Annotated in this window: 11 protein-coding genes and 1 pseudogene; 2 read left to right on the top strand and 10 right to left on the bottom strand. The window is 60.2% G+C overall.

Features of this window, described 5'->3' with window-relative positions:
• The first annotated feature begins 431 nt into the window (after positions 1–431).
• Together ODQ19_RS17680 and ODQ19_RS17675 are read left to right on the top strand one after the other, a co-directional pair.
• On the top strand, positions 432–2,147 hold the full coding sequence (locus tag ODQ19_RS17680; protein ID WP_442962762.1) for a ShlB/FhaC/HecB family hemolysin secretion/activation protein: 1,716 nt from the start codon (positions 432–434) through the stop codon (positions 2,145–2,147).
• A gap of 106 nt (positions 2,148–2,253) precedes the next feature.
• Complete coding sequence (locus tag ODQ19_RS17675; protein WP_330210761.1) at positions 2,254–7,209, top strand: hemagglutinin repeat-containing protein; 4,956 nt, start codon at positions 2,254–2,256, stop codon at positions 7,207–7,209.
• A 120-nt stretch (positions 7,210–7,329) separates the two neighbouring features.
• Here the strand turns inward: ODQ19_RS17675 and ODQ19_RS17665 are convergent, their stop codons facing one another.
• The 10 genes and pseudogenes from ODQ19_RS17665 to ODQ19_RS17620 all read right to left on the bottom strand — a co-directional run bounded on the left by ODQ19_RS17665 (position 7,330) and on the right by ODQ19_RS17620 (position 17,596).
• Positions 7,330–7,791 (bottom strand): SRPBCC family protein, encoded by a 462-nt coding sequence (locus tag ODQ19_RS17665; RefSeq protein WP_330210760.1) that lies wholly within the window; start codon positions 7,789–7,791, stop codon positions 7,330–7,332.
• Positions 7,792–7,877: 86 nt separating this feature from the next.
• The gene (locus ODQ19_RS17660; RefSeq protein WP_330210759.1) at positions 7,878–9,425 is read right to left on the bottom strand and encodes a DHA2 family efflux MFS transporter permease subunit; all 1,548 of its coding nucleotides are present in this window, start codon (positions 9,423–9,425) and stop codon (positions 7,878–7,880) included.
• Positions 9,418–10,569: an HlyD family secretion protein gene (locus ODQ19_RS17655; RefSeq protein WP_330210758.1), complete on the bottom strand. Its 1,152-nt coding sequence runs from the start codon at positions 10,567–10,569 to the stop codon at positions 9,418–9,420. Before ODQ19_RS17655 ends, ODQ19_RS17660 begins: the two co-directional genes overlap by 8 nt.
• Positions 10,566–12,047: a TolC family protein gene (locus ODQ19_RS17650; RefSeq protein ID WP_330210757.1), complete on the bottom strand. Its 1,482-nt coding sequence runs from the start codon at positions 12,045–12,047 to the stop codon at positions 10,566–10,568. The genes ODQ19_RS17655 and ODQ19_RS17650 overlap by 4 nt, the downstream gene beginning before the upstream one ends.
• Before the next feature lie 283 nt (positions 12,048–12,330).
• Complete coding sequence (locus tag ODQ19_RS17645; protein ID WP_330210756.1) at positions 12,331–13,071, bottom strand: AraC family transcriptional regulator; 741 nt, start codon at positions 13,069–13,071, stop codon at positions 12,331–12,333.
• A 288-nt stretch (positions 13,072–13,359) separates the two neighbouring features.
• Positions 13,360–15,963: an autotransporter family protein gene (locus ODQ19_RS17640; protein ID WP_330210755.1), complete on the bottom strand. Its 2,604-nt coding sequence runs from the start codon at positions 15,961–15,963 to the stop codon at positions 13,360–13,362.
• A 69-nt stretch (positions 15,964–16,032) separates the two neighbouring features.
• Positions 16,033–16,482, bottom strand: a pseudogene (locus ODQ19_RS17635) (hypothetical protein); the annotation flags it as partial.
• Positions 16,483–16,525: 43 nt separating this feature from the next.
• Positions 16,526–16,864: a hypothetical protein gene (locus ODQ19_RS17630; RefSeq protein WP_330210754.1), complete on the bottom strand. Its 339-nt coding sequence runs from the start codon at positions 16,862–16,864 to the stop codon at positions 16,526–16,528.
• Positions 16,861–17,256: a hypothetical protein gene (locus ODQ19_RS17625; RefSeq protein ID WP_330210753.1), complete on the bottom strand. Its 396-nt coding sequence runs from the start codon at positions 17,254–17,256 to the stop codon at positions 16,861–16,863. Before ODQ19_RS17625 ends, ODQ19_RS17630 begins: the two co-directional genes overlap by 4 nt.
• 67 nt (positions 17,257–17,323) lie before the next feature.
• On the bottom strand, positions 17,324–17,596 hold the full coding sequence (locus ODQ19_RS17620; RefSeq protein WP_330210752.1) for a DUF6966 domain-containing protein: 273 nt from the start codon (positions 17,594–17,596) through the stop codon (positions 17,324–17,326).

Below are 17,596 nucleotides of genomic sequence, written 5' to 3'. Positions count from 1 at the left end.
GTACCACCGGCTCCGGAGCCCTTCGGGCGCCGCCGGACGAAGTGTTTTTGTTCATCAAGCACGGGTAACGCTTAAAGCTGCGCAAGGCTACAGAATATCCAATGGATTCAAAAGCCTAATCTGGTGACCCGGCAAGTACCCAATCCCTGGCCGGGACACGCCAATTAGGCGACGCCCGCACAACAATCAAAACCGCCCTTTCCCCTCTCACCCTCCTTAAAAACCAGAAATATCAGGCCCCCACACCCTGTCGCGCACTAATTTTGTGCACATGAGCACTGAATTACGCGATTTTTCTTACGTCTTGTGTAATAAATCCTACAGCGATGTAACAAACCGTCGACCACTCACTCAAGTAGGGCAACTACCGCTGAGTTCAACGCTGGCTCAGACGGTATGGATCGTGTGTATTTCTACGTTAAGGATGTCGAGTGCCAAATCAGCTCTCAACCGGACACTTGTGTTGTACCCGTAACCTGGGCATTGCCCTGCTCTGCCTGTGGGCCCTGCCCGTGGCTGGCGCCGAGGCGCCGCAGCCAGGCCAGGAAGCCCTGCGCTTGCAGCAGCAACAGCAACGCGACCTGCAGCAGTTACACCTGGAGCAGCGCCAACGCCAGATGCAACGCGGCAGTTTCGGTACGCCAGCGGCCACACCGGCCTTGCCAACAGACATCGCCAAGGACAAACGCTGCTGGCCCTTGAGCGGTACGCGCCTGGCCGGGGTCACGCTGTTCAGCCGTGCCGAGTTGGACAAACACATCGAACCCTACGTGGCGCCTTGCATGGGCGTCACCCAGATCAACCGCCTGCTGGCCGAAATCACCCGGCTGTATGTCGAGGCCGGTTACATCGCCAGCCGCCCCTACCTGATCAGTGCGCCCGCCGCCGGGCAGCCGTTGGATATTCACGTCGAAGAAGGCTACCTGGAGGCCATCGAACTGGCCGACCAGAGCCTGCCGGTGTCATTGGGCGGGGCATTCCCCGGAATGCTCGGCAAACCACTGAACCTGCGAGACCTGGAACAGGGCCTGGACCAGCTCAACCGCCTGCGCTCGGTCGACCTCACCGCCGACATCGCCCCAGGCAGCACAGCGGGCGCCTCGCGCATCATCCTGCGCACGCGCAGCAGCGCCTCGCGCTGGGCCCTGGGCCTGGGGGCGGATAACCTTGGCAGCGCCGGCACCGGGCGTGATCGCAATGCGATCAACTTGAGCCTGGACAGCCCGCTGCAAATCAACGACTCGCTCAACCTGAGCTTCAGCGACACGCTCAACCATGGGCCGCGCTACAGCCGCAGCCACAGCCTGTTCTACTCGATCCCCTACGGTTACTGGACCTACAGCCTGTTCGCCAGCCATGCCGAATACCGCTCGCCGTTCAAGCTCAGCCGCACCACGTTTTACAACAGTGGCCGCACCGATCAGGTCAGCCTGCGTAGCGACCGTGTGTTGTGGCGCGACCAGGGCCACCAACTGAGCGCCAACCTGCAACTGGCCTACAAAGACGTCGACAGCTACCTACAGAAGGTACACCTGGACATCCAGAGCCCCACGCTGACCGTAGCCGAAGCGGGCCTGAACCTGTTCTGGCTCAACAGCGCGGTGTGGAACCTGGACGTCAACTACGCCCAGGGCCTGACTTGGTTCGGCGCCGATCGCGATGCCGACCAGGTACAGAAAAACCGGCCCACGGCGCAGTTTCAAAAGTATCGCGCCAACCTCACTCAATGGCGCAACGGCCAATGGTCCGCACAACCGTGGCAATGGCAAAGCCAGTTGTCGGTGCAGTACAGCCCGGATGCATTGCCCGCCATCGAACAGCTGCTGATCACCGACGACTCCGCCGTGCGCGGCTACCGCGAAAACAGTAGTTCCGGTGCCATTGGCGCGGTATGGCGCAACACCTTGCGCCTGCCACTCAACACGGACTTGCCGGTGAAGCTCACCCCGCGCCTGGGCCTGGACAACGGCTGGGTCAAGCATGAACACGGTGCCCAGAGCCAACGCCTGAGCGGCGCCAGCGCGGGGCTCAACCTGAGCTGGAAGAACGTGCAGCTCGACGTCGACTACCAACGCAACCTCAACACCCCAACAGGTTTTCGCCAGGAGCCGGAGGTCTGGCTGACGCGCCTTAGCGTGCAGATATGAGCCCACACCCGTTTTTAGCCTGAGTCACCGCCGTACCTGGCCACTCCAGCAGCGTTGCAACGAACAACGCGCGTCGTGGTTCAGCCAACACAGAGCGAGATTATTTATGCCGACTACTCCACACAGCTTCCACCTTTCACCCCAGGGCAAACTGCGCTGGGCCATCGCCAGCCTGTTCCTGCTGCCGCAGCTCGCGCTCGCCGCAGGCTTGACCGTCGTCGAAGGCCCTGGCGGCACGCCACAACTGCAAAACCAGGGCGGTGTCCCCATCGTCAACATCGTCGCGCCGAACGCCGGTGGCCTGTCCCATAACCAGTTTTTGGACTACAACGTCGACCGCCAGGGCCTGGTGTTGAACAACGCCTTGCAGGCCGGCCAGTCCCAACTCGCCGGGCAGCTGGCGGCCAACCCGCAGTTCCAGGGCCAGGCGGCGAGCGTGATCCTCAACGAAGTGATCAGCCGCAATGCCTCGACCCTCAACGGTGCCCAAGAGATTTTCGGCCAGGCGGCCGATTACGTGCTGGCCAACCCTAACGGCATTTCGGTGAATGGCGGCAGCTTCATCAACACGCCCAATGCCAACCTGGTGGTCGGCCGCCCTGAACTCAACGACGGTAAATTGCAAGCCTTGAGCACCCGCGATGCCAACGGCCAACTGACAGTGCAAGGCCAGGGCCTGCACAACCGCGAAGGCTCCATCAACCTGATCGCGCCGCGCATCGACAGCGAAGGTCGCCTCAGCGCCCGCGATCAACTGAACCTCACGGTGGGCCGCAATCAGGTCGACTTCGCCAGCGGGCAAGTACGCCAGGTGGACCCGGCCAGCAAGACCCAGGACCAACGCATCGACGCGCGCCTGTTCGGCGCCATGCAGGCCGGGCGCATCAACATCATCAGCACCGCCGACGGCGCCGGTGTGCGCGTGGGCGGCGTGCAGGTGCAAGGCACTGACGGGGTGAAGATCAGTTCGGCCGGTGACCTCGATATCAGCGGCCAGGTGCGTGCCGACAGCCTCGACGCCACCCGCGCTGGCGTGCACAGCCGCCAGGGCGATATCGACTTGCACAGTGCCAAGGATTTGAACCTGGCCGCCACCGACGTCAGCGGGCGCAACGTCAAACTCGACGCCAGCCGCAACCTGACCCTCAGCAGCCTGGAAAGCCGCAAGCTCCAGGAAAAGCGTGAGCAGTGGAACAACAGCAACTTCCTGTTCACCTACGAAACCTACGACCGCACCACCACCGACAAAGACTCGCGCCAGCACGGCAACAAGGTCGTGGCGCAACAGGATGCGGCACTGTCTTCCGGCGCCAACACCGAGATCAAAGCCAGCCATGTGGAAGCAGGCAACACCCTGCGCGTCAACAGCGGCGCAGACCTTCAGGTGAACGCCGCCACCGAAACCCATGAAACCCGCGACCAGGGCAACCATCGCAAGCACCTGTGGAAAGCCAATTGGGATAAATCCAGCAGCGAACAACGCAGCATCACCAGCAGCCTCAAGGCCGGCCAGACACTGGAGCTGACCAGCCAACAGAAGCTGCAATTGCAAGGCGCCGAGCTGAAAACCCCAGGCAATATTCAACTGGCCGCCCGGCACGTGGAAATCACCAGCGCCAGCCGCACCCAGAGCAGCCGCGACAATGCCTACTCCGGCGACCTCACCGGTGGCAGCTTCTTCGGCAAGCAAGGCGACGGTAACCAGGGCAAGACCTTGAACACCGGTAGCAAGGTCAACGCCGACGGCAAGCTGATCGTCAAGGCCGACGACGTGCGCATCAGCGGCAGCCAGGCCCGTGGCGGCAAGCAGGCCAGTGTCATCAGCGACAAAGGCTCGCTGGTGATCGACGGCGTCCAGGACACCTCCCACGACAACCGCTACAGCAATGACAGCAAGTTCTTCGGTATCTCCAAGGACGAAAGCCGCAAGAACCTCAAGGACAGCACCGTGGTTGCCAGCGACCTGCGCTCGGACAGCAACCTCAAGTTGCAAAGCGCCCAGGACATCCGCGTCAGCGGCTCACAGGTGTCGGCTGGCGGCGAACTGCAGGCCGATGCCAAAGGCGATATCCAAGTCGTGTCCGCCGAGAACACCACTCACGACACCACCGGCACCCATACCCGTGGCTTCGATGGCTACGCCAAAGAAACCGAGGGCGTCAGCCGCCAGTACCGTGCGGGGTTGAGCTATGAAGACCAGCAGCAAACCCGCAAGACCGACACCACCCAGCAGCAGGGTTCCAGCCTCAAGGGCGGCAGTGTCGTGGTAAAGGCCGGTGGCGATGTGAGCATCCAGGGTTCGGACCTCAAGGCAACCGCAGGCGATGCCTCCCTGAGCGGCAAAAACGTCGAGCTGTTGGCCGCCCACGACAAGCGCACCGAAGCCGTCGACAAAACCACCACCGGCGGCAGTTTCTACTACACCGGCGGCATTGATCGGGCTGGCAATGGCGCTCAGTTCAGCCACCAAAGCAGCCAAGACACCGCTGAAAAAACCACCGCGCAAACCAGCACCGTGGCCGCGGCCGGCAAGCTCACCATCAACGCTGGCAACACCTTCACCAGCGAGGGTGCACAGGCCAAGGCCGGCAGCGAGCTGCTGGTCAACGCTGGCCAGATCGACAATCAGGCCGCCCATTCCACCGAGACCAGCACTCACAAGGAAAACGGCTGGACCGCCGATGTTGGCGCCAATGTGGAATACAAAGGCATTACCCGCCCGATCGAAAAAGCCGTCGAGGGCGTGGCCCAGGCCAAGTTCCATCAGCCCGGTTTGCTGGACGCGTTCGAGCAACCCAATGTCGGCCTGGATGTGGAAATCGGCCACACGAACAAAACCGGCACAACGCAGGACAGCACCGCCGTGGTCAGCCAGTTCAGTGGCGCCACGGTGCAGGTCAACGCAGCCGGAACCTTGCAGGACGAGGGCACCCAGTACCGTGCCACCGACGGCGGGTTGAACATCAAGGCGGGCGAGCACCTTGCCACCGCAGCGGCCAACACCCACAGCAGCAGCGAGCAAGGCGTGGACGCCAAGGCTGGCGTGCGGGTCTATACCACCACCGGCGAAGACGTGAATGTGCGCGGCAGCGGCCTGGGCGGCAGCAGCGATGTGCGCGAATCCACCAGCACAGCAGTGGTCGGCAGCTATGCGGCCAGCCAAGGCGTGAGCATCGAGGCCAAGGGCGATGCCCGTTATGAAGGCAGCCAGTTCGACGGCGGCCAGGCCGGGGTCAACCTCAAGTCCGGCGGTGAGCTGGCGCTCAACCAGGCCACCAACACCCAGAGCAAAAACAGCAGCACGCTGCGCGGCAACGGCTCACTGACGGTGGGCACCGCGCCCGGCGCCAATGGCAGCAACATCAACCTCGGTGCCGGCGTGCAGCTGGATAACAAGCGCCTGGACACCCAGGACAGCCAAGCCCAGGTCGCGACTATTCAAGGCAGCGGCCCCATCCAGCTCAGCAGCGGCGCTGACATGACCCTGCAAGGCACGCAGATCGGCAGCACGGGCGCGAAGGCTGGCGATATCAGCCTCAATGCCGGCGGCAAGCTGGACCTGCAAGCCGCCACCGACAGCCACGTCAGCAACGGCAGCAACCTGGGCGGTGGCCTGACACTCGGCGCCGGTAAGACCAGCAGCACCGAAAGCAGCAGCAAGACCGGCAGCCTCAGCGCCAATTTCAACATCGGTAAGGTGGCGGAGAACGACCAGAGCGCCGTCGTCGGGCAGTTGCACAGCAGCGGCAAGGTCAGCCTCGCCAGCGGCGCTGATGCAACCGATGCCATCCACCTGCAAGGCACTCAGGTCAGCGCAGCCAGCGTTAGCCTGGATGCGCAAAACGGCGGCATCCTGCAAGAGTCTGCGCAATCGACCCAGGCCCATGGCAACTGGGGCGTGACCCTGGGTGCAGGGGGCAGCGTCGGCAAAACCACCTTGGCCGACGCCGGTGAACATGAGACACCCAAGACCCAGCGCGGCATCAATGCGCGGGCCAAGGTCGATGTGGATCACTTGCAAGGCACCACGCAGCACAACAGCGTGATCACGGCAGGTGACGTCACCCTCAACAGTGCCGGCGATACCCATCTGGCCGGAGCGCGTATCGACGCCGACAAGGTGCACGGCACGGTGGGCGGCGACCTCGTCGTCGAAAGCCGCAAGGACCACGTCAACAGCACCCAGGTAAATGTCGACGCCAGGCTGGATGTCGAAAAAAACCAGCCGGGGGTGGTGGATAAGCTGGCCAAAACCAGCGGCCCACTGAAGGACAAGGTACAAGCCAAGGCTGAAGGCGTGTTCGACAAGCATCGCGACAAACTGGAGAACGTCGTCGACAAAGGCACCGGGCACCTGGCCTCGGCCAAGGACAGCGTGGTCAACAGCGTGGTCAATGCCAAGGAACGCCTGGGCGAAAAACTCACCCGCAGTGGCAGCTACGACGTGAACCCGCAACCCCGTGGAGCCTTCGGTACTCGCGTGGACAAGGCCAAGGCTTACCTGGCAGACAAGACCGACGCCCTGGGCACGCGCCTGTCTGGCTTCAAGGATAAGGTCTGGCCAAAAACCAGCGACAGCTACACCGTCAGTGGCAAAGACACCACCGGCAGCAAGGTGGCCAATACCGCCGAAAGCGTGTTGTTCGGCGACAAGAGCGGCAACACCAGCTACACCCCGACTCTGTATCTGGATGTCAGCCATGTGGTCAAGGACAGCGTCACCCAGGCGTCAGGCATTCGCGCAAGCCACGGCGTCAACCTGCAGGTGAAAGGTGATACGCAGCTCACGGGCGCGCGGATCAGTGCGCCCAATGGCAAGGTTGAGCTGGGTGGCTCCAAGGTCACCGCAACCACATTGGCCGGCAGCGACTACCGCGCCGATGTCGGGCTGAACGTTTCGAAGTCACCGGTCAACCTGGCCCTGGGTGCCAAGGACGAACTGACCCAGAAACACGACGACGCCACGCGCAAGGACCAAGCCTTCAACCTGGGCCCGCTGCGCGCGGATGGGCACAGTGAGAGCCAGGCCTTGCAGGCGGGGATTGATCAGGCCATCAACTAAAGGGTAATGCCCACCCTCTGTAGGAGCGAGCTTGCTCGCGAAGAACGTTAACGATGACGCTGGCATGCTTGGAGTACGCGGCGCCCTCAGGTTTTTCGCGAGCAAGCTCGCTCCTACATGTCAGTTGAAGAGTGCCTGTACGTTCTTCATCGCGTCATCGGCAAAGCCTTGCAGGAAGGCTTCGAACGCCGGTACGTCTTCCTTGCCGCCCGTGTAGGGCTGGCCAATGATGGTCCAGGTCGCCAGGCTCTGGTTCGGGCCTTGTGGCGCCACCTCCATCAGCGCCCACAGGTTGCCGATGTTCAGCGAGGTGTAAATCAGTGACCAGGTCATGGTCATGGCGTGGTCGTCATGGCTGTTGAGTTGCTCAATCACCACATTGCCGTCCTTGAACAGTTTCTTGCGTACCGAACGCACGCCCTCGCCGGTCATCTCGATATGGGACAAGGCGGGAATAAACTTCGCGAAACCGGCAAAATCGCCGACCACATTCCACACACTGCGTGCATCGGCCTTCACGCTGACGCGGGCGACGACAGGGTTGCCGATTGGGTGACGGACCAGGGTATCGGGTTGTTGCATAAGAGAGCTCCTTTTTTCCGGGGGGCGGATAGTGGGCGCCTACCAAATGCAGTGGGCTGTACAAGTTCAACACCTGCCTGGCGTGGTTATCCGCTCTTGGCTGACTGCCGTAATGCCAAGGCCGCTACCCCGCACACGGTCAACGCGATACAGGACACGTAGAACGCATCGCTGTAGGCCATCAGGTACGCCTCGCGCCGCACGGTATGAATCAAGCCCTCGATCACCTGCTGTTGAGCGGGTAATAGCTGGTTGAAAATGAAAGCCTCGCTGTCAGCCATGCTGGCCCGCACGCGTTCCTGGAAGGACGGTGAAAACAGCGTGATCGACTCCCCCACCCGCTCAGAGTGAAAGCGCTCGCGCATGGCCACGATCTGCGTCAGGCCCGCCGTGCCCACGGCACCACCCAGGTTGCGCAGCATGGAAAACAAGGCCGAGGCCGAGCCGGCTTCATCCTTGGCCAAACCAGACACTGCCAGTACGGAAAGCGCCACCATGATCAGCGGCTGCCCGATACCCCGTACCACGGTGGATGGAATAATCACGTTGGCGGCGCTATCCACATCCAGGTGCGCACCGAGGTAACACCCCAGGGCCATGATGAAAAAGCCACTGGCGACCATCAGTTTCGGGTTGAGCCACTTCATCAGGCGCGGCATGAACGGCGCCAGTACCAGCTGCACCATGCCGTAGGCGATCAGGCTGATGCCAATTTCCCGGGCGTTGTAGCCCTGCAACTGGGACAGGTAATTGGGTACCAGGAACACCAGGCCGAACGTGGCCCCGCCGAAGATGAACATCGCTGCGCTGGCCACGCCGAAGTTGTAGCTCTTGAGCAGGCGCAGGTTGATGAAGGAGCGACTGCCATACAACTGCGACAGCACGAAGTACACCAAGGCAACGCCGGCCACCAGTGACATCCACACAATGAAATCGGAGCCAAACCAGTCCTTGCGGCCACCTTCTTCCAGCACGATCTGCAAGCCACCCAGGCCGACGATCATGGCGATGATCCCGCCCCAATCGCCGCGCTTGAGCAGGCTCAACTGCATGGGTTTGGCATCGATGGACCACGCCACCGCCAGCAGCAAAAGAATGCCGGGAGCCAATTGCAAGTAGAAGATCCAGCGCCAGGAATAGGCATCGGTCAGCCAGCCGCCAATGGACGGCCCGGCGGCCTGGGCGACGCTGTTCGAGAGCGCGAACAAGGCCATGCCCATCGCGATCTTGCTGGGCGGCAGTTCAGTGATGATCAGTTGGAATGACAAGGGAATCAGCACTGCGCCGGCAGCGCCCTGGATCACCCGAATGATGATCATCACTTCCAGGTTAGGCGCCCATGAGCAGGCTATGGACGCCACCAGAAACACAAACGAGCCCACGAGCATCACACGCCGCAGAGAGAACACCTGCACCAACCAGGCGGTCAGCGGGATCATCACAATCTCCGCAACCAGGTAGGCGGTGGAAATCCACGAGCCTTCCTCAAACGTCGCCCCCAGGGAGCCTTCGATCTCCGGCAGCGCGGCGCTGGTCACGTGCACGTTCATGCCGGCCATGAAACAGCCGAACAGCCCCCCGATCACCGCCACCCAGGCGCGAAAGGAGACGCTCTTTTCAGCCGCTTCAGTCATGTGCAGCGCCCTGCTCAGCCGGGCGGGTGTCCACCGTGGTGATCACCGACATGCCCGGTAGAATAGGTCCGCCTTCATCATGCTCATCAATGACGATCTTCACTGGAAAGCGTTGCACGATCTTGGTGAAGTTGCCGGTGGCGTTATCCGAGGGCAACAGTGCGAACACCGCCCCGGAGCCTGGAGAAAAGCTCACCACATGGCCTTTGAGCTTGCGTCCTGAATAGCTGTCGATGCTGATATCCACGGGTTGGCCGGCACGCATATCGCGCAATTGGGTTTCTTTGTAGTTGGCCACGACGTAAGCCTGCTGCAAAGGCACCACCGCCAGCAGCGGCAACCCTGGCGCGACGTATTGGCGGGTACGCACTTTGCGCTGCCCCACCACGCCGTCGATGGGTGAGCGGATCAAGGTGTCTTCCAGGGCATGCGTCGCCAGGTTCAACTGCGCCTCAGCCTGGCTGCGCCGGGCTATCTGTTGCTGGAGCGAGGCCTGGGCCAGTTGGCGGCGGGTGACGGCCACGGTCAAGCGGGTTTCCTGCTGGCGTTGCATCGCTTTGGCAATTTCCACCGCAGCATTGGCCTGGGTGTAACTGGCGGCGGCCGTTTCCAGGCGCTGTGCGCTGGCGGCGTGTTCGCGCACCAAGCCTTCGTAGCGGCGCTGGTCCAGGCTTGCGCGGCGTAATTCGGCGGCCACACTGCGGGCGTGCGCCTCAGCCTGGGCAACCCCAGCCTTTTGCTGGGCGATCAGGCTGTCAGTGACTTTCAAGTTGGCCTCTTGCGCCGCCACCGAGGCCTGGGTCTCGGCCAGTTCTGCGCGGGCTTGTGCCAAACGGGCCTGGTAGTCACGGTCCTCGATGCGCACCAGCACATCCCCCGCCTTGACCGGCTGATCGTCCTCTACCATCACCTCGGCCACATAGCCTGAGACCTTCGGGCTGATGGGAATCCAGTCGGCCCGCACATAGGCATCATCGGTCTGTTCCAGGTAGCGGCCGACCGTCATCCAGTACAGGCCGAACACCACCGCCGCGATCAACAACGCGGCGCCGCCCAGCAAGAGCAAATGCCTTTTGCGGCGTGGGTTGCGCGTAGGCGCCTGTTCATCCTGGGCAGCAGTTGTTTCATCAACGGCGATATTCATGGCTGGGTACCGGAAAAAGTGGTGTAAGCATGGGTGGGCGCTGATGGCTGCCAACCACCGCCAAGGGCACGGAACAGGCTGATCTGGCGTTGCAGCAATTGACCATCGGCGTCGGCCCGCGTGGCCTGCAAACGGATCAGCTCACGCTCACTGTCCAGCACGTCGAGAAAGTCGATAGCCCCCGCGTCATAGTTGAATTGGGCCAAGGTGTAGGCCTGGCGACTGCTTTCCAGCGCCTGGCTCAGGGCCGCGTGGCGCTGGCGTTCGCCGTCGTATAACGCCAGGGCCTGGCGCACCTCCTTGAGGGCCTTGAGCACGCTGGCCTCGAACTGCGCCACCTCCACCCGCTCAAGCGCTTGCGCCTGATTGACCCGTGCGCGGTTGGCGCGCCAATTGGGAAACTGCCAGGTGATCAGCGGGCCAATGCCGAACATCACCGCGCTGCTGTCGCCCAGCTCATGGAATTTGTTGGCTGAGGAAGACACTGAAGCGCCGAAGGTGACCTTGGGGTACAGGTCGGCCTGGACGATATCCACTTGCAGCGTGGCCGCCTGCAACGCTCGCTCGGCCTGACGGATGTCGGGGCGGCGCGCCAATAATTGCCAGCCATCGCCCACCGGCAACTCGGCATTGAGTTGTGGCACCACTTCACACGTTGCGGCGCCAGAGCCTTGTTCAAGATCAGCGACGCCGCTCAGCATGGCCAATTCGTAGAGCGCGGCTTGTCGACGCGCCTCCAGCATCGGCAGCAGCGCCTGGGTTTCGCCTTGCAGGGCTTGCATGCGGCTGTATTCAAGGTCCGTCACTACACCGGCCTGGCGCTGACGATCAATCAACGCCAGGCTATGTGCGACCACGTCCAACGAATGGCGCTGGACCTTGGCACGCGCACCCAAGGCGCAGGCGTTCACATAAGCGCGAGTGGTTTGCGCCACGACCGTGATGCGCAGCAGGTCTTCGGCATCCTGCGCCGCCGCGGCTTGCACCTGGGCTCGTTCGATCGTGCGCTGGACCTGGCCCCACACATCCACTTGATACGCCAATTCCATGCCGGGGTTGAACGCCCATTCTGACGGTGCATGGCTATCGGTGGCCTTGGCCAGGGTCTGATCATCGGCGGTCTTGCCGTAAGCGGCGCCCAGTGACGCCTGGGTGGACGGCCAGCGCTCGGCATCGGCCTGCTGGATCCCGGCCAGCATCGCCTGCACATGGGCTTGGGCCGCCGCCAGGTCGCGGTTGTGCAGCAAGGCCTTTTGCACCAGCGCATCGAGTTGCGGATCGTTGTACAACTGCCACCAGCGCTCAGGTAACGCTTGGGCCGAGACACCTTGGGGCAGGAGGCTCAGGGCATTGATGCGTTCCGGATGGGGCTGCGCCGGTGTATGGGCGACCCAGGACGAACACCCCGCCAACAACACCACTGCCACGCCGAGCAACGAGAGACGGCCATGCCGTGGGAAAAAAGAAGGCGAACCCATCGAAGAAATCCAGAAGGCCAAGTAGAGACGCAGGGTAAAAGCGCAACGGGGTGCGCATCTCCCGAGTTCTGGACAACCATCGTTTCGATTGGGACAAGGTGGGACGGCGCTTCTGAATTGCGCGTCGAACTCGTTCAGAAATGTGGGAGCGGGCTTGCCCGCGAAGGCGGTGTGTCAGTCGGTGCATCTGTTACTGCACTAAAGCTTTCGCAGGCAAGCCAGCTCCCACATTGGATCTTCATCGTCCCTCGCCAACGTGCCAGTCACGGTTACCGCTGTGAATTCAGACCAAACGGCAGTGACTCGGGGTGTAACCCAGGGTGCGCTTGAACATCGCGGTAAATGCACTCGGGCTTTGGTAACCGTGCTCCAAAGCCACCTCCAAAATGGAGGCGCCACTGGCCAGCCGCTGCATGCTGAGCAGCAGCCGCGTGCGCTTGCGCCACTCGCCGTAACTCATGCCCAACTCTTTCTGGAACAGCCGAGCGAGGGTGCGTGAACTCATATTCAGTTGCGCCGCCCAATGCTCCAGTTTCGACTCCTGGGAAGGGTTGTCGATAAAATCCGCGCACAGCGCCTTGAGCCTCGGCTCATGCGGGATCGGCACATGCGCCAGCACCCGCTGCGCGCGGTCGAGCTCCGAGAAAATCAGCTCGACAATCTGCACATGACGCAACGACGCCGCCTGGCTGTCAGGCTCATCGCCCGCAGCCACAATCAGCTCGCGTAGCAAGGGCGAAACCCTGATCACCTCACACGCCTGCGCCAACCGACCGTGCGCCCCCGGCGAGATCAGTAAGGTGCGCATACGCACCTCGCCGGTCATGCGGATCTGATGCTCGATTGCCGGTGGCACCCACAGGGCGTGCCCGGAAGGGAGCACCCAGGTTGCCTGCTGCACCGACACCAGCATCACACCGTTGATGGCGTAGACCAGTTGGCCCTCGTCATGTCGGTGGGCAGGCACGATGTCGCCGTGCACGTAGTTACCGGCGAGGGCTGCCAAAGAGGTATGCGCGTTCATTTCAGCAAGCCGCGAGCAGGTCAGGCCGGCCGCTGTTGGAAGGATCCTTGGGCATCATGTCGCTTCTCCTTTTTTTGAACAGAGTGACCCATTGGGCCTCAGTGGCCACTGGGTCCAATACTAAACAAAGAAAGGGTGCGGGGAATTGCGTATTAGGGTGGGTACTGTGAAAAAACGTCGAGTAAAAATTAAAAAAACCAAAATATCGGCGAGCAAATTTCAAGAAAAAAAGATTATTGCTTTTGGGGGTGACAGGGGCTCGCAAAGAGCCCCTGTTCGGGTTTAACCCTAAAACGCGTAACGCGCCTTGACCATCACCCCATCAGCATCAAACCCGCTACGCGCCTGGCGGGTATAGCTGGCGCCCACCGTCAGCGCCGACACCTGATAATTCAGGCCCAGGCTGGCTTCGTAACTGTCACGTGCGACCGAAGCACCCGTGACGGTAAACGCCGAACCACCCAGCACAAAGCTGGAGGTTTGCGCCACGCGGTCGCCCATCAGGTCGTGGTAGGCCATCAATGTGGCTTCCGGTTGCAGGCTGCCGGTGGCCAACGGGAAGTTGCCAGCCAAGCGCACACCCGCGCCCAACTCGCCCACTTCATAGCGTTGCGAGCCGGTGCTCAGTGCCGCTGAAGAGCCCTTCTCGGTAAAGCTGTCCATGCGCACGTTGGAATAACGCGCCGCCACTCGCGGTTCTATCACGGCAGCATCCGACAGCTTGAAGCTGTAGCCGCCCAGTACGCTGGCCGACAACACATTGCTGTCGTAGCTGCCCTTGGCGGTAGTGCCCGCCACACGACGCTTGCTGTCATTGTCGTTATGGCCATAGCTCAGGCTGCCGTCGACGAACCAGTTCTGCAGCGACCAGTTGCCGTACAACGACAGCGCATGGCCCTGCACGTCGGTCTTGGTGCCCAGGTCCGAATGGATGTTGGAATTGAGGTAGCTGTAAGCCACACCCACCGTGGTGCTGTCGTTCAACCGACCATCCACACCCACCGCCATCCCGCTGCTGTTGGCCGAATAACCGTTGTCTCCGCTGCGGCCATCCTGATCCATGTTGCTGCTCAAGCCTTGCAACCACACACCCACGGCTTCGCGGTTATCACGCTGGCCCGAGAGGCGATTGAGGATCGCGCCATTGACCACCGTCTGGCCCGACAAGGCCACGTCCAGCGCACCACGGTTGACGTCCGGCTTGAGTTGCTCGCCCACCTGCGCCAACTGCTGCGCCGTGCCCGCGTTGGCCAGGGCCTGGAACACCGGATCATCCGTTGCCAACTGTCCGAGCACGTCATTTTTTGCTTCGTTGACCACAGTGACAACCGGCTCAGTGGCGCCCGCGCCGGTCAGCTCCTCTTGCACTTGCTGATTGCTCTTCAACCCCACCACGGCCTTGACCGTCTGCGCATCGGCCGAATAGCTGAGCACGTCCAGCAACGACGAAGTGCTGGCAACCGAAAGGCCGTTGTTCTGCACACTGCTGGCTTGCAGCAAGGTGTATTCGGTGCCGCTTGGCACGGCGGTGAAATCGCCTGGGTTGGCGCTCAAGGTCACTTTCGATGCCTGGGCGAAATTCGCTGCACCATTGACCGTCAGGTATGGCGTGGTCGGCACTACGCTGTTGGCCAGGCGCATATCAATGCCTGCACCGCTGGCGATGTTGAGGTCACCGGTGAGCACCGTGCCAGGGGCCGACAGGTTCAGAGAGCCCGAGTTGATCGACATCGGCGCGATGATGCGGTTGCCGGAAAAGTCGGCCTGGCCGGCGATGTTCACCGCGTTGACGTTGAGTACGTCGCCGACGATTTTTCCGCCGGTCCAGTTGAGGGTGGCGCGGTTGGCTGCGTCGATAGCGATGCCGGAGTTGCTGCGGATTTCACCGGATTGCTGGTTGATTTCGAAGGCGGAGGTTTGCTCGGCTGCGTCAACAGAGATGGCCGTGCCATCGGCGATGATCGTGCCGCGGTTGATGATGCCGCGGGAGCCGGTGGGGCTGTTTTGGGTGAAGGTGGCGCCCAGGAGGTCGATCGCTTTGCCGTTGGTGCCTTTGGCTTCGAGGGTGCCGGTGTTGAGGATAAAGTCGACGGTGCCTGCATAAAAAACAATACCGGAAGCATCTGCGCCGTTCACAGACAGCAGGCCACTGTTTTCGATGCGCAGCGGGCTCGTGGTGGTTTCAACTTCTATGCCCCAGGCGCGCTGGCCCGTTGCAGTGATAGTCCCGGAGTTGATGATTTTGCCGCCGATATTGATCGGGAAATCACTCGGGCCATCCACTGCCAGCGCCACTACTTCATCGCCGACCACCTCGATCACGCCCGTGTTAGCAACGTCGCCTGCCACTTGCGTGTTATGCAGGAACATACCCTCGCCGCCAACCGTGCCACCAAAAGCAGAAGTGCCCGATACAACGGGAGTTGTTTTAATGGTGCCGGAATTGATTACGCTGCCACCAATCACGGCATCACCAATCTCAAAACCTTCGTAACCGCCATTGTTCATGGTGATGTTACCGGCCTGAATCAGATCGCCCGTAATCGTACTAGGGATTGATCCGTCGTTTGCAAAACCGAATGGGTCCACGGCAAACGCCCGAATGGAACGTCCGTCAGAGGTCATCACAATATCAGCACGATTGATCAGCGAACCTTGAATACTGGTATTGGAAACACTGACCCCCATCAACGCAGTAGTGCCAGACTCAGGGGTGGGCGTTTGATTGGTTGCTTCAGTCAGCCTCCCGGTGAAGGTCAGAGACTCGTTAAACGCCTCACCCTTCCACGAGGTTTTGCCTTGACTCAGATCTACTTCAACGGCCAATGCCTGGCTGCTGATTGCACCGACCACCACGGCCAACAGTTTTTGCTTGAACGGATTTTGCTTCATTTGAAAACTCCATGTACGACAGAAAGCAACGCCACAAACCCATGGCGATTACAGATATAAAACGAACGACTACAACAAACGCCGCTGCACCGCCTCATCCAACGTGCTGCAGGTCAGAGCTTGCACCACCTCGTGGGTGTCCTGGCGGAAAGGTACGGCAACGATCAACAACAATTGCATCCAGGTACGCAGTGATTCACTCTTGCGCACGCGGCCCAGTTCCTTGCCGTCCTTGTCCTTGAATACAGTCTCCAGGGTGAAGGTGTTCTTCGCGGTAGAAGGGATAATGAAAAACGTCACCCCGGTGATGATGGCCGACGCCATGCTGAACTGTTCGTTGTTGTACAAAGTGGCCTCAACATAGAGATCCGCCTCGGACTTATCCGTACTCACCCACGCAAAACGCCCCGACTCACGAAACCCCTCGGCAACCGTCACTTCTCCAACCGCTGCCGCAGCCCCCGCAGCCGTATTGGCCGGCCCACCGTTGACCTGATTCATGACCGTGGTGCGCACGAACACTTCTTTGGTCGCCCACTTTATTTTCTTTAAATATATACAGCTAACAATTTTCTATGATTTTTTGCTTCCCAGGCCCGCACCATATTATTTTCCTATAAACTCCAGCAAGCATTTTTTGTTCTCTTAAAAACTCAAACACGTCGGCGGGACACCAATCCGGCCCGCCGGAAAAACAAACTCCCTCATCTCGTAATTTTTCGAATAGTCTTATCTTAAACTCCTGATCGGGAGCCATCAGTGAAAGCGTTTTTTGCTCATTGCCTGACACAGCGACGAAGCCTAGCTCTTCAAGTAGTTTAATCACACTATCATCTATGACTTTTACTACTATTTTCAGTAATGCTCCCTCCGAGACAAAGGCTTTCGTAACAGAACTCATTTCACTATCACCGTAGTAATGGTTTTAACTTTCTCTGAATCAACCGTCGAAATTGATTCAATAACCATCTCCGGGCCGCCTCCTGGAAGATGCTGACCTGCACCTTGAAAATACTCATTTCCTTGCAGAGGGCTATTAGGAGACATTTCGGTAATTCTGTCCACTTGGCGCACCTTGAATCCATTTACCATAGAACCCGGTTGCAACCCCATTGACTGCTCAAGCTGAGATGCCTGTGATTTAGTTATCACGGTTTCTCCTCCTATATTCAAGGGCCCAGTGATGCTAGAAATTGCCTCTCTATCAGTAATATAGGTTCCGTTACGGCCAATGGTTGGATAGCTATCCCAACCAATAGGACTCGTGTTGAAACCTTGATTTTCTTCAAGCATCGCAGCCCGACGTTGCCGTGCTATTTGGACAGGGTCTAAAGCGCCAACTATTTCTCCCTTTGGACCATCATGCTAGCGTTTTGCAGATCTCATAAAGCTGAACTCTTAACGCGTCAAATTCATTACTTTCCGCGACTAGTGGCTGGCCATTTTTATAGAGAACAACATCATTTAGAGACCCCATACCTCCATACATCGACAGTAATTGTGACGATTTATATTTTGGGTCCCTGTCAAAATCCATCTTGATTTTCTCAAGTGCTATCGCCCAATCATCAAACGCTCCCAAACGAAGCAGTTCAATCATTCGCGTCAGCACTGCATCAGAATCATTTAGCAC

This window comes from Pseudomonas sp. AM4(2022) (assembly GCF_036346515.1).
GTDB lineage: Bacteria > Pseudomonadota > Gammaproteobacteria > Pseudomonadales > Pseudomonadaceae > Aquipseudomonas > Aquipseudomonas paracarnis.
The sequence above is the reverse complement of the archived record's forward strand: the minus strand, read 5'-3'. Positions and strand labels throughout refer to the sequence as shown.